Source organism: Anaerobutyricum hallii DSM 3353 (genome assembly GCF_000173975.1).
Taxonomy (GTDB): Bacteria; Bacillota; Clostridia; order Lachnospirales; family Lachnospiraceae; genus Anaerobutyricum; species Anaerobutyricum hallii.
The window spans coordinates 1-13,284 of sequence record NZ_ACEP01000102.1 but is presented as its reverse complement, the minus strand read 5'-3'; the positions used below and the strand labels follow the sequence as shown (position 1 = coordinate 13,284).

At 39.7% G+C, this 13,284-nt stretch carries 10 protein-coding genes and 1 other RNA gene; 10 read left to right on the top strand and 1 reads right to left on the bottom strand.

The features are described 5' to 3' along the window. Positions 1-94: 94 nt before the first annotated feature. The 4 genes from EUBHAL_RS10305 to metA are packed head-to-tail and all read left to right on the top strand — an operon-like array spanning position 95 to position 4,229. Positions 95-487 carry a thioesterase family protein gene (locus tag EUBHAL_RS10305; RefSeq protein WP_005349038.1) on the top strand — a complete coding sequence of 131 codons (393 nt, stop codon included), beginning with the start codon at positions 95-97 and terminating at the stop codon, positions 485-487. Continuing rightward, positions 487-1,308, top strand: coding sequence for a pseudouridine synthase (locus tag EUBHAL_RS10300; protein WP_005349036.1), 822 nt, complete (start codon positions 487-489; stop codon positions 1,306-1,308). Before EUBHAL_RS10305 ends, EUBHAL_RS10300 begins: the two co-directional genes overlap by 1 nt. Beyond that, positions 1,298-3,262 carry an NAD-dependent DNA ligase LigA gene (gene ligA / locus EUBHAL_RS10295; protein WP_044923022.1) on the top strand — a complete coding sequence of 655 codons (1,965 nt, stop codon included), beginning with the start codon at positions 1,298-1,300 and terminating at the stop codon, positions 3,260-3,262. Before EUBHAL_RS10300 ends, ligA begins: the two co-directional genes overlap by 11 nt. Before the next feature lie 37 nt (positions 3,263-3,299). Then, positions 3,300-4,229: a homoserine O-acetyltransferase MetA gene (gene metA / locus EUBHAL_RS10290; protein WP_005349031.1), complete on the top strand. Its 930-nt coding sequence runs from the start codon at positions 3,300-3,302 to the stop codon at positions 4,227-4,229. A 685-nt stretch (positions 4,230-4,914) separates the two neighbouring features. Here metA and rnpB read toward each other — a convergent pair. Continuing rightward, positions 4,915-5,264: RNase P RNA component class A (rnpB, locus tag EUBHAL_RS14885), an RNA gene on the bottom strand. 145 nt (positions 5,265-5,409) lie between these two features. Here rnpB and EUBHAL_RS10285 point away from each other — a divergent pair. The 6 genes from EUBHAL_RS10285 to thrC all read left to right on the top strand — a co-directional run bounded on the left by EUBHAL_RS10285 (position 5,410) and on the right by thrC (position 13,245). Further along, positions 5,410-6,120, top strand: coding sequence for a response regulator transcription factor (locus tag EUBHAL_RS10285; protein ID WP_005349028.1), 711 nt, complete (start codon positions 5,410-5,412; stop codon positions 6,118-6,120). After that, positions 6,110-7,270 (top strand): sensor histidine kinase, encoded by a 1,161-nt coding sequence (locus tag EUBHAL_RS10280; protein ID WP_005349025.1) that lies wholly within the window; start codon positions 6,110-6,112, stop codon positions 7,268-7,270. Before EUBHAL_RS10285 ends, EUBHAL_RS10280 begins: the two co-directional genes overlap by 11 nt. Before the next feature lie 24 nt (positions 7,271-7,294). Beyond that, complete coding sequence (locus EUBHAL_RS10275) at positions 7,295-9,709, top strand: hypothetical protein (RefSeq protein ID WP_005349022.1); 2,415 nt, start codon at positions 7,295-7,297, stop codon at positions 9,707-9,709. A 12-nt stretch (positions 9,710-9,721) separates the two neighbouring features. Further along, on the top strand, positions 9,722-10,627 hold the full coding sequence (locus tag EUBHAL_RS10270) for an ATP-binding cassette domain-containing protein (RefSeq protein ID WP_005349015.1): 906 nt from the start codon (positions 9,722-9,724) through the stop codon (positions 10,625-10,627). A gap of 5 nt (positions 10,628-10,632) precedes the next feature. After that, complete coding sequence (locus EUBHAL_RS10265) at positions 10,633-11,508, top strand: hypothetical protein (protein ID WP_005349012.1); 876 nt, start codon at positions 10,633-10,635, stop codon at positions 11,506-11,508. Positions 11,509-11,754: 246 nt separating this feature from the next. Then, the gene (gene thrC / locus EUBHAL_RS10260; protein ID WP_005349008.1) at positions 11,755-13,245 is read left to right on the top strand and encodes a threonine synthase; all 1,491 of its coding nucleotides are present in this window, start codon (positions 11,755-11,757) and stop codon (positions 13,243-13,245) included. The last annotated feature ends 39 nt before the right edge of the window (positions 13,246-13,284 follow it).

Here is a 13,284-nt window from a genome sequence, read left to right as displayed (position 1 = left end):
CCACACAAATCAGAATTCAATGGAAAAGTTCCCTCATTTCTGATATACTAATACAATGTTGATAAAGTAAAAATTTATTTTGGGAGGTTTAATCATGAGCTTAAATACAGGAATGAAAATGATAAAAACGGAGACAGTAACAGTGGAGAATGCAGCCAAGACTTTAGGCAGCGGCAGTCTCTTAGTATATGGAACTCCAGCAATGCTTTTATTAGTAGAAAAGACAGCCGTTGCGCTCTTAGACGGACATCTCGATGAGGGAATGACAACGGTTGGAACGAATTTAAATGTAGATCATGTTTCTGCAAGCCCAATTGGCTGTGAAGTAAGCTGTGAAGTAACGCTTACAGAAATTGACAGAAAGAAGCTTGTTTTTGCTGTTGAAGTGAAAGATCCAGCAGGAGTGATTGGTAAAGGAACACACGAGAGATTCATTGTGGATGCAGAGAAGTTCCAGAATAAAGCGAATGGAAAGTTTGATAAATAATGGCGGCGACAGGAAAGAATAATCAGGGAAAAAATGACTCAAAAAGGAATAATCTGAAAAAGAATGCCACGGATTTTAAGGAAAAGATATCGAACGGTGAGCCAATGCGTCTAAATAAGTTCCTTAGTGATGCAGGTGTGTGTTCAAGAAGACAAGCAGACCGCTATGTGGAACAGGGACGTATTTTGGTTGACGGAGAGCCGGCGCAGATGGGTCAGAAAGTGCATGCTGGACAGGATATCCGTGTGGATGGCAAGCGTGTCAGTGTGAGTCGTAAACAGATTGTTCTTGCGGTGAATAAGCCAAAAGGCATTGTCTGTACGACAGAGAAGCGAGAGAAAGATAATATCGTTGATTTTATTGGCTATCCTGAGAGGATTTATCCGGTGGGACGACTGGATAAAGATTCCGAGGGTCTTATTTTGATGACCAATGACGGAGAGTTGATGAATGAGATTTTGAAGGCGAGAAATTATCACGAAAAGGAATATGAGGTGACAATTAATCGTCCAGTAACAAATGTGTTCTTAAAGCAAATGAGTGAGGGTGTGGAGATTCTCGATACGGTGACACGTCCATGCAAAGTAAAAAGAACGGGCGTGTATACATTTCGCATTATTCTCACGCAGGGCTTAAATCGCCAGATTCGTCGTATGTGTGAGGCATGTGGTTACCGTGTAAGAGAGTTAAAGCGTCTTCGTATTATGAATATTCATCTGGGAAGTCTGCCGACAGGAAAGTATCGGGAGATTACCGGGGAGGAGCTTTCTAAGCTTGAAAAACTTGCTGGAAGAAAACCGGGAGGAGTTTATCATGGATAAGCAGGCGAGAATGAAGAAACTTGTAGAAGTGCTGAATCAGGCTTCTAAGGCATACTATCAGGAAGACCGGGAATTATTTTCCAATAAAGAATACGACGAATTATATGATGAATTACAGGCATTAGAGGCAGAGACTGGTATCGTGATGAGCCAGAGTCCTACACAAAATGTCGGTTATGAAGTACTCAGTGAGCTGGAAAAAGAGACACACGAAAGCCCGATGCTCTCTCTTGATAAGACAAAGAGTCCAGAAGCATTAAGAGACTGGCTTGGTGAAAAAGAAGGCCTTCTTTCCTGGAAAATGGATGGACTTACGGTGGTGCTGACTTATCGTGATGGCGTTTTGCAAAAGGCAGTTACACGAGGAAATGGTGTTGTAGGCGAGGTTATTACCAATAATGCCAGAGTATTTAAAAATCTTCCGGCAAAGATTCCATTTGCAGGTGAGGTTGTTCTGCGTGGTGAGGCGGTTATTAAATATTCGGATTTTAAAAAGATTAACGAAGGCATCGAGGACGTGGATGCCCGCTATAAGAACCCTCGTAATTTATGCAGCGGTTCTGTCCGCCAGCTTAACAACGAAGTGACCGCAAAGAGAAATGTCTTTTTCTTTGCATTTGCCCTTGTAAAAGCAGAAGGAAGAGAACTGGAGAATTCTGTGGAAAGCAATATGCTCTGGGTACAGAATCTTGGATTTGAGATTGTACCATATAAGAGGGTAGACAGAGAGAATATTATGGGGGAGATTCAGAACTTTTCCGAAAAGATTGTGGAAAATGATTTTCCATCTGACGGACTTGTTCTTATTTATGATGATATCGCTTATGGAATTTCTCTTGGAAGAACAGCGAAGTTCCCGCGAAATTCGATTGCCTTTAAATGGGCAGACGAAGAAGCAGAGACCAGGCTTTTACACATTGAATGGAGTCCGTCAAGAACCGGTCTTATTAATCCGATTGCCGTGTTTGAGCCAGTAGAGCTTGAGGGAACAACGGTAAGCCGTGCAAGTCTCCATAATATCAGTATTATGGAAGGATTAGAACTTGGTGAAAATGACCATATCAAGGTCTATAAAGCCAATATGATTATCCCGCAGATTGCGGAGAATCTTACCAAAAGCGGTACCTGCCAGCCGATAGAGCATTGCCCGGCCTGTGGTGGTGCGACAGAAGTTCGCATAGAGAATAATGTCAAGACACTTTATTGTGTAAATCCATATTGCAGTGCAAAAAAAGTGAAGCTCTTTTCTCATTATGTAAGCCGTGATGCGATGAATATCGACGGCTTATCTGAAGCAACATTGATGAAAATGATTGAGCAGGGATTTTTATCCGAATTAAATGATTTGTACAACTTAGAACAGTATAAAGAACAAATCATTGCTATGGACGGATACGGCGAGAAGTCGTATAATAATCTGATGCAGTCTATTGAAAAATCAAGGGATACACAGTTGTTCCGTTTCGTTTATGGAATCGGAATCTTAAATGTCGGAAGTTCAAATGCCAGGCTTTTATGCCGTCATTTTGGAAACTCTTTAGAAAATCTCCGCGGAGCATCCGTAGAAGAAATGACACAGATTGACGGAATCGGTGAAGTGATTGCAACAAGCGTACACGACTATTTTGAGAACGAACACAATCAGAAGCTTCTTGAAAAACTTCTGCCATATTTACATTTTGAAGAGGAAAATGTATCGGCAGGAGGCGAGCAGGAACAGAGCCTTTTAGACAAGACATTTGTTATTACCGGAACAGTAGAGCATTTTGCAAACCGAAAAGAACTAAAGGAAAAAATCGAAAGTCTCGGTGGTAAAGTAACAGGTTCCGTTTCTAAAAAGACAGATTATCTTATCAATAATGACAACATGTCTTCTTCAAGCAAAAACAAAAAGGCAAAAGAACTCGGAATCCCTGTGATTACAGAAGAAGAATTTCTTTCAATGATTGAATAAAATGCTTATATATTATTTAGAAAAGAGATGAAAATACATGCCAATCAGAATAAATGCTGATTTGCCAGCAAAAAAAATACTGGAACATGAAAATATTTTCGTAATGGACTACGAGCGTTCCTTAAAACAGGATATTCGTCCATTGAAAATCATTATCATGAACCTGATGCCTACCAAACAGGCAACGGAGCTTCAGCTTTTAAGGAGTCTTTCTAACACGCCGTTACAGGTAGACATCACTTTCTTAAAAACAGAAACACACGATGCACAGAATGAATCCCAAACCCATATGGAAACATTCTATACCATTTTCCCGGAAATCAAGCAGCAGTACTTTGATGGACTTATCATTACCGGCGCACCAGTAGAAACTCTCGATTTTGAGGAAGTAGACTACTGGCCGGAACTCGTAGAAATCATGGAATGGTCAAAAACACATGTAACATCGACCTTTCATATCTGCTGGGCAGCACAGGCAGGCCTTTACTATCATTACGGTGTGAGAAAAGAACTGTTAGACGAAAAGATTTTCGGAATCTTCCAGCATCACACTATACATAGAAAGACCCCGCTGATTCGTGGATTTGATGATGTGTTCAATGCACCTCACTCCAGACATTCACAGATTGTAAGAGAGGACGTAGAAAAGAATCCGGAACTTACAATTCTTGCAGACTCCGAAGAAGCAGGTCCATTCATCATCATAGCAAAAGAAGGACGTCAAATCTTTGTCACAGGACATCCAGAATATGATGTACTGACCCTTGATGGCGAATACAAACGTGATCTTGCTAAAGGAATGGACAATGTTCCATTTCCAAATCGCTACTACAAAGACGATAAACCAGAACTCGGACCGGTGAAGTCGTGGAGATGCCATGCGAATACGTTGTATACCAACTGGCTGAATTACTATGTATATCAGATGACTACCTATGACCCAATGGAGATTCAGAACCTCAAATAACTAATTCTGATTTGCCGCAGGCAAGTAGAGACGCTCCCCAAGAGAGAAGATACCCTATATTTGTGACTCTATCACTTGCGGGTTGAATGCTCGCTTATACGCGCTCGCATTCAATCCTCGTTCTAAGGCCACAAATATAGGGTATCTTCTCTCTTGGGGAGCTGTTTCTTGGTTGCTGGAGCAAAAGTAGAATTTATTTTTTGATAAATTATTTTAGGTTCTTGAAGAAGAAGGGGAAGAAAGCTGGAGGTATTGGCGATAGAAAAAGGTTTAGAGTAGATGAATTTTGGGAAAAGATTGGATTAATAGAGACATAGTGGAATATAGAGCCTTTTAAATATCGAAGCACAGTAGAATACAAATTCAGCTAATCAAAACTTGAAAACAATAGAAAAATAAAAAATAACCTATTTCATCTCTCTCCCCCTGACTCTTTTTCATTTTCTAGAAAGTGTCTATTTAGTTTGAAAAATTAAAAGCCATCTACTTCATTTCCAACCCCACCGACTCTTTTTTTATATACAAAATCTATCCAAAGTCAGCTCCCGAAAAGATAAATAAGCCATATCTGTGGCCTCGGAGCAAAGGTTGGATGCGAGCGTTCAAGCGAACATTCAACCTGCCGCGACTAAAGTCACAGATATGGCTTATTTATCTTTTCGGGAGCGTCCCGTTGAATTCATCAAAAAAGAGCCGGACGATAAGCCGGGTTATGTCATGAATGATCATCTGTCTAATTCTGCTGTTGCCAGCAGCTTCTAGCGACCCACCTGAAAACAATCCGGGCCAGATTATCGTTTTACATTCGGTCTTGCTTCGGGTGAGGTTTACATGGCATTCTCTGTTACCAGAGAATCGGTGGGCTCTTACCCCGCCTTTCCACCCTTACTGGCATAAGCCAGCGGTATATCTCTGTTGCACTATCTTTGGAGTCACCTCCACCGGACGTTATCCGGCACCCTGCCCTGTGAAGCCCGGACTTTCCTCTTCCCAGACCTTTCGGTAACTAAGGGAAGCGATCATTTATCCGACTCTTAAAAACAATATAAGATGCAAAAGCATCGTTCATCATTCTAGCAAATAAGGTGAAAAATGTCAAGGTAAGAAGTTTGTAAGGACTTTTATATTCATTTTATGATAGAATATAAAACAAAAAAAGACGTGAAGGAAGGGTAAAGATATGGAAAAGAATGCTAGTATTCTCGTAGTAGATGATGATAAAGAGATTGCGGATCTTGTGGAGATTTATCTGGTGAATGATGGATATCAGGTATTGAAAGCTTCGGATGGGGAGCAGTGTTTACAGACATTGAAGGAACATCCGGAAGTCCGTATGCTTATTCTCGATATTATGATGCCGGGAATTGATGGATTAGAAGTCTGCCGTGAGATAAGAAAGACAAGCAATATCCCGATTCTTATTTTGTCAGCGAAGGCAGAAGATATGGATAAGATTGTCGGATTTGGAACGGGAGCGGATGATTATCTTACGAAACCGTTCCATCCATTAGAACTTCTTGCGAGAGTGAAGTCTCAGATGAAGCGTTACACAACAATTCAGTTAGGGGAAGAACAGCAGCCAGCCAGTAAGGATGAGATTGAGATTCAGGATCTTACGATTAACAAGGCGGCCCATGTAGTGAAGAAGAACGGCAAGGAAGTTGCACTGACTCCGATTGAATTTGATATTTTATATTTATTAGCCTCAAACAGAGACAGAGTATTCAGCACTGATGAAATCTTTGAAAAGGTTTGGAACGAGAAGGTATACGAAGTAAATAATACTGTTATGGTTCATATACGAAGACTGCGTGAGAAGATAGAAGATAACTCCCGAAGCCCAAAGATTTTAAAAACTGTATGGGGGGTAGGTTACAAAATTGAAGGTTAAACGATTTAAAAGCTTCCGTTTTAAGATGGTCATGTACATGTTTTTCAGCCTGATTGCTACCTTTATAACGGAAGGTCTTATATTTATGGGAATCTATTTATATGAGACGGAGATTATAGCCGGTGAATATAAGAAGGTGTGGGGAGCATCCGGGCAGGGAAAAATGTCCTTTGGCACATTTACAATGTCACAGTCGATAGCACTGGATGCCTGGGTCATCGCTATATTTACGATATTGCTTCTGATTATTTATTTTATTCTCATATCAAATAAGTTTGTAACGTATGTAAGAGAAATTATCAGCGGTGTGGAACGTATGAAGTCTGGTGATTTGATGGAGGAGATTCCTGTCCGTGGAGAGGATGAATTTTCAGAAATCGCAGCGTCTATTAACGAGATGCGTCATAATCTTTATGAGACGATGGAAGCACAAAAGGCAGTGGAAAAGACGAAGGACGAATTGATTACGAATGTAGCACATGATCTTCGTACGCCGCTTACTTCAATACTTGGTTATCTGGATCTGCTGACACAGGGAGATTTTCTTACGGAAGAACAAAAACAGAAGTATCTCGGCATTGTATCTTCAAAGGCAAAGCAGTTAGAAACTTTGGTTAAGGATTTATTTGATTATACAAGATATGACAGGAATAAGGTCAAAATAAAGAAGGAGATTCTTGATTTGAATCTTTTTGTGCCTCAGTTAGTTGATGAATTTTATCCAAGCTTCATGGACCATCAATTGGAATGCCGTACTGATTTTTATGAGGGGGCATTGAATATTGAGGGGAATGGCGAGCTGCTTGCAAGAGCGATTGGTAATCTGATTTCGAATGCGATTAAATATGGGGCCGATGGAAAGCTGGTAGAAGTGCATACCGGTTTAAAAGATAAGAAGGCATTTGTGGCAATTGTCAATTACGGAAAGATTATTCCGGCAAAAGACCTGGACAAGATTTTTGATAAGTTTTACAGGGTGGAAAACTCAAGATCATTAAAGACTGGAGGTACAGGACTTGGGCTGGCAATAGCAAAGAACATTATCAACCTTCATGAGGGAAATATCTGGGCGACCAGCGATGAGTCAGGAACCAGATTCCAGATAGAACTTCCGGTTGTACAGGCTCATATGCCAAATACCGGAAAATAATAGCAAAGATACGAGGAATACAAAATGATTAATGATTTGTTCCGTACTTACAAAAAAATTATATTACTGCTTCTTGTACTGCTTTGTTCGGTTGTTTTCTGGTTCTATGGCTGTCGGCACCAACAGCGTAGTCAGAGTGAAGTAGTAGAGTGGAATAAAAAGACAATAAAAGGGACGAATGGCTATTGTTATAAGTTTAAGACGAGTAATTGTACGGGAACAGTAACTTTTGGGGCGGCAGGTTATGTTGCCAAAGATAAGGAGATGCCGGTTACTTTAGATATCTTTGCTGCAGAGAAAGATTTTACCGGGGTAATGAAAGTCACTCTTCCGGGAGAAAATGGCAAGGGAATTGCCTACCAGTCTGCAGTGAAATGTAAGGCAGGAGAGAAGGAAAAGATTGTTTTAAATGTTCCGCAACTTGGTAATCCTTCTGCGATTTGTTTTGAAATTATGGATTCTTTTGGTGTTACGGAATTGTCAGAAGATGTCTCTTTTTCTGATGCGAAGAATCGGAACGGAGCATTTTCAGAACAGGCGGAGAATCTCATTGGTGTTTTGAGTGGACAGTCAAAGGAGTTGTCTTATTTAAACAGTCTTAAAATAGGAGAAGAATCGGACGAAGAGTCAGTGAAGGTGGTCTGCTATTCAAAAAATAGTTTTCCACAGACAGAAGAAGAGTTTCAGGGGTTAGATGGAATGATCATTGATTCTTTTGATACGAAAAGTTTGTCTGGAAAACAAAAAAGTGCTTTAAAAAGCTGGTTGAAGTCAGGCGGGAAACTACTGATTGCCGGGGGCGGCCAGCAGATAGATTCTTTTGAGGGGCTGGAAAAGACATTTGGAATTATACAGGAAGATGTCGTCGTTTCTGAACTTTATTTGGCAGATGCGGATAATACAGTACAGGAATTGCCGATTCTTATGAGTAATCTTCAGCTTTCACAAAAATATGAATGGGAAGCTTACGGGGATTTCGAACCGGAAATAGGTTATACTGCAGCAGTAGGGAGCGGAAAGATTTCAATCCTTCGTTTTAGCCTGACAAATTCTGCATTTTTACAATGGAGTGTGAGAGATAAAGCAGCAGTAGAGATTCTTTCTCATTTTATGGGAAAAGATGAAGATACCGAAAGCAGCGATACGAGTCTTTGGTATGTAAAAAAGGCATTATATGCATTTATGAAGTCACAGCTTCCGAATACGTTTTTTTACGGGGTATTTTTTATTTTCTATATTTTGCTGATGGTAACCATTGCATATTATTATTTGTGTAAAATCAAAAAAAGGGAATACATCTGGATTATAGTTCCTGTACTTGCATTGGTTTTTACCGTTGGATTATTTATCCGTTCCAGGGGAATGAAAAGCTCTGGCGATAGCTATTTTTCCGCGCTGCGTGTGACGGACAGTGAGAAGGAGCAGGAAAATATTTATTTTCTCTATCAAAATGATGAGGGAGTAGAGGGCAATGTGAATTTTCTTTCGACAATTACTTCCGTCATACCGATGGATTATAATTACCGGACGATTGTAGGAAAAAATATAAAAACTTCCGGAGAAGATATTACGATTAATAATACACAAAAAGGCTTTGATGTTGCCTTTGAAGAGAGTGTGCCAGGAACTTCAAGAATTTTGAAATTGTCAGGCAATACAAAAAGCGCCTCGGAAAAGGAAGTATTTACGCAGGATATTTTTACAACGTATACAAGTTTTTATGGCAATATCACGAATACCTCTTCGAATAATTTTTCCAGAGTTATTTTAATTCGGGGGAATCAGTATGCGATTCTTAAAAGTGTAAAAGCAGGGGAAAAGGCGTCTGTTTCTAAAGATATGGTGAAGTGCTGGAATCATTTTGATGAAGAGAATTCTGCTTTTGGTACAGAAAATGAAAATACAGTTACAGGAAATATTATGGAATATCTCCAACAGACTTACATGAATACGCAAAAGTCAAAAGAAGAACTTTTAGTTGTCGGTATTACAAGTGAGAATGACTTTAAGTTGTTTTCTGATGATAATGTTTTGAAAAATCATGTGACGGTGATGATTAATCATTTTACGTTAGAAGAAGAAACCGGAGATCATATTTTAAATATCAATATGTCCTGTCTGAAACAGGAAGGAGAAGGACTGGCTATAGAGGAAGATACGTTAGAGGAGAATAAGACAGAAGTCAGTTATGTCTTTGACAAAGAAGAAATAGAAGCACTGGCAAGAAACAAGGATAATTTCACAGGAAAGATATATGCGTATAATTACAGTACCGGACAAAGAGACAGGATTTTATCATCGACAGAATCTTATATAACAGGAGAAAGCCTGAACAGTTACTTGTCAGGAGATGGAGAAATGCGGATTACTTATAAGATGGATGCGTCGGATGAGTATGGACCGGCACCGGTGCTGTCACTGATTTATAAGAAGCAGTAAAGGGGGAGAAGAATGCTGGATTTTCAAAATATTTCTATTCAGAGAAAAGGGAAAAAAGTATTAGATGATTTCAGTCTGAAAGCCCCGGATGGAGTGATACTCGCCTTACTGGGTGAGGATAAAGAGGGAAAGTCCACGCTGCTTAAGGCTGCTTCTGGTGGGGAAAAGCCGGAAACAGGAGACATTTATATAGATGGTATCTCTATTTATGAAACAGGAGAAAATGCGTACTGCAATTTTGGCTATATGTCTAAAGAATATGGCTTTTACAGTCTGTTAAAGGTAGAAGAATATTACGAATTGTTCCTGGCACTGTATAAGGTAGGAGGACGATATCGGAGCCGGAGGATTGAGGAAGTTCTGGAACTTCTTGATATGAAAGAATATGAGGGAGCATTCATCGGTGAACTGCCGGCAGAAACCTTACCGTTTTTATATTTGGGAAAGGCCATTTTACAGGAACCAGAATGGCTGTTGATGGACGAACCGTTTGATAATATGAGTGTGACAGCAAGGAGAAAGATGATAGGAATTTTGCTCACCCTCCATGAAAAAGGGACTTCCATCATTTTAAATACTCCGATGTATCCAGAAATGATGGGATTCATTACGGATGTTCTTGTTATGGAGTCTGGAAAGAATCTGACCTTTGGTCCGGTAGAAGAAGTGTACGCAGAGGCATTATGTAAAAGTCCTGTACGAATGCATATCTTAGCTCAGATGGAGAAGGCACTGGAAGTTTTGAAAGAGAATCCTCTTGTTGACCGGGTTACGGTAGATGGGGATGATGTGATTTTCCGATTTAACGGAGGAGAAAAGGAAGAAGCAGAACTTCTTACCGATTTAGTTGCATCTGGTGCACTGATTCATAATTATATGCGGGACCAGGCGGACATAGAAGAAATTTTCCGGAGGTAGTAGTTATGTGGAATCCCTTTTTAAAAGTAGAATGGCTGAAAGAAGGAAGAAATATACGGCTTCCCATGATGCTCATTTTTTATAATGCGATACTGGCATTTATCACAATTTTATTTATGTTTTTTAATGCAGAGTCCTTTCAGGAAGGCTATTCCTACGATACTTCTGCATATCTGTATCAGTTTTTAATTATAAGCACGATTCAGATTGGAATGATATTTGTACTCATGCCTTTTTCGGTATGGGGATTTTATTCAACAGATAGAGAAAAACATATGTTAGAAGAATTTGTAATGATTCCAGGTTCTTCTAAGCAATTTATTATTGCCAGAGTTTCGGTGATTATTGCCGTATATATGATGTTATTTATATCTAGCCTGCCTATCATTTCCCTGTCTTGTATATACAGCGGCCTGCCGTGGAGAAAGATTATCCGTCTTGGGATTATGCTGTTTATCTGTACATTCTGGAGTGCTTCCGTTTCCATTTTTTCCTTTAGTTATTGTAAAAAAGGAATCTGGGCATTTGCACAAAATACAGTCATTGAGGCAGTGTTCATTCTGGGAACGATTTTAGGAACAGAAATTATGCGAACGATATCTATCTCTGTATCAGGAATGGATAATCTGGCACCAATCACGACAAGTCTGTGCCTGCTCTTAAGCCTGATAAATCCGCTGGCAGCATATATGGGATATTACGGGAATATTACGGGAGATAGCGGACTGATGAATCTTTATTGCGGGCGAATCGGCATTGACAGTTCAACCCAGGCTTTCTCCTTCCTTTTTTATAAGGCAGCGAGTATTATGTGCATCCTTATGGGAATTGCCTTTTTGGCTTTGGCAGTCTGGCAGATGGAAAAGCAGGCAAGAGAGTAGTCAGACAGATAAAAATGCAGGTATAAGAGTAGCCGCCAGCCAATAATTATTTTTAAATTATTGTGAAAAATAAAGAAAAATAGTCCGAATTTTTTTGTAAAAAACAGAAAAAAGAATAAATGAGAGTGAAAACCTGCAAATTATGCGTATACAAAAAGATTTTCGTATGCTATAATGATGGCGTTTATTTGATTTAAAAACCGAAATGACGTGCGCCAGGCGCACAACCGCACACGGGAGGTAGACATGGACTTAATTTATAAAAGTACAAGAAATAATCAGGAGACAGCAACAGCTTCCGAAGCTATTTTAAAAGGTTTAGCCGGAGAAGGAGGACTTTTTGTTCCTTCCTATATTCCAAAGCTTGATAAATCTTTAGAAGAACTTTCCAAGATGAGTTATCAGGAAGTTGCTTATGAAGTTATGAAGCTTTTCATGACTGATTTTACAGAAGAAGAGTTAAAACATTGTATTAACAGTGCTTACGATAAAAAGTTTGACACAGAGAATATTGCAGAATTAGTGAAGAAAGATGATGCATATTATCTGGAGCTGTTCCACGGAGCAACTATCGCATTTAAGGATATGGCACTTTCTATCTTGCCTTATTTAATGACAACAAGCGCAAAGAAGAATCAGGTAAAGAATGAAATCGTCATTCTTACAGCAACATCCGGAGATACCGGAAAGGCGGCATTAGCAGGATTTGCTGATGTACCAGGAACAAAGATTATCGTATTTTATCCAAAGCATGGTGTAAGCCCTATTCAGGAAAAACAGATGGTAACACAGCGTGGAGAGAATACATACGTTATCGGAATCGAAGGTAACTTCGATGATGCACAGACAGGAGTAAAGAAGATGTTCTCTGACGCAGCACTCGCAGAAGAAATGAACGAAGCAGGATACCAGTTCTCCTCCGCAAACTCTATCAACATCGGACGTCTTGTTCCACAGGTTGTTTACTATGTATACAGCTATGCTACATTATTAGCCCGCGGAGAAATCTCTGACGGAGAGCAGATTAACGTAGTTGTTCCAACAGGAAACTTTGGTAACATCTTAGCAGCATCCTACGCAAAACAGATGGGAGTACCAATCGCAAAGTTAATCTGTGCATCTAACGAGAATAAAGTACTCTTTGACTTCTTCACAACAGGATGCTACGACAGAAACAGAGACTTTATCCTCACAACATCTCCATCAATGGACATCTTAATCTCCAGTAACTTAGAGCGTCTCATTTATCAGACTGCGGGAAGAGATGCCGAGAAGAACAATGAGTTCATGAAAGAACTGAATACAAACGGTGTTTATACAATTACCGATGACATGAAAGAACAGATGAAAGACTTCTACGGGAACTATGCAACAGAAGAAGAGACAGCACAGACCATCAAAGAAGTTTACAATAAAGCAGATTACATCATTGATACCCACACAGCGGTAGCAGCATCTGTTTACAAAAAATATGAAAAAGAAACAGGCGATACCACAAAAACGGTTATCGCATCTACAGCAAGCCCATATAAATTTACAAGAAGCGTCATGAATGCGATTGATTCTTCTTATGACAGTAAGACAGATTTTGAACTCATTGATGAATTAGAGAAACTGTCTGGTGTCAAAGTACCACAGGCAATCGAAGATATCAGAAGTGCAGCAGTTCTTCATGATACTGTATGCGAAACGGAAGATATGTGCAAAGAAGTGAAAAAGATTCTGAACATTAAATAGTAATTTGCCGCAGGCAAAGGGAGACACCCTCAGTAAGAT

Excerpts from the sequence above, each read along its gene's own strand:
- EUBHAL_RS10305 (WP_005349038.1), top strand. The coding sequence starts at position 95 with ATGAGCTTAAATACAGGAATGAAAATGATAAAAACGGAGACAGTAACA.
- EUBHAL_RS10300 (WP_005349036.1), top strand. The coding sequence starts at position 487 with ATGGCGGCGACAGGAAAGAATAATCAGGGAAAAAATGACTCAAAAAGG.
- metA (WP_005349031.1), top strand. The coding sequence starts at position 3,300 with ATGCCAATCAGAATAAATGCTGATTTGCCAGCAAAAAAAATACTGGAA.
- EUBHAL_RS10285 (WP_005349028.1), top strand. The coding sequence starts at position 5,410 with ATGGAAAAGAATGCTAGTATTCTCGTAGTAGATGATGATAAAGAGATT.
- EUBHAL_RS10275 (WP_005349022.1), top strand. The coding sequence starts at position 7,295 with ATGATTAATGATTTGTTCCGTACTTACAAAAAAATTATATTACTGCTT.
- EUBHAL_RS10270 (WP_005349015.1), top strand. The coding sequence starts at position 9,722 with ATGCTGGATTTTCAAAATATTTCTATTCAGAGAAAAGGGAAAAAAGTA.
- EUBHAL_RS10265 (WP_005349012.1), top strand. The coding sequence starts at position 10,633 with ATGTGGAATCCCTTTTTAAAAGTAGAATGGCTGAAAGAAGGAAGAAAT.
- thrC (WP_005349008.1), top strand. The coding sequence starts at position 11,755 with ATGGACTTAATTTATAAAAGTACAAGAAATAATCAGGAGACAGCAACA.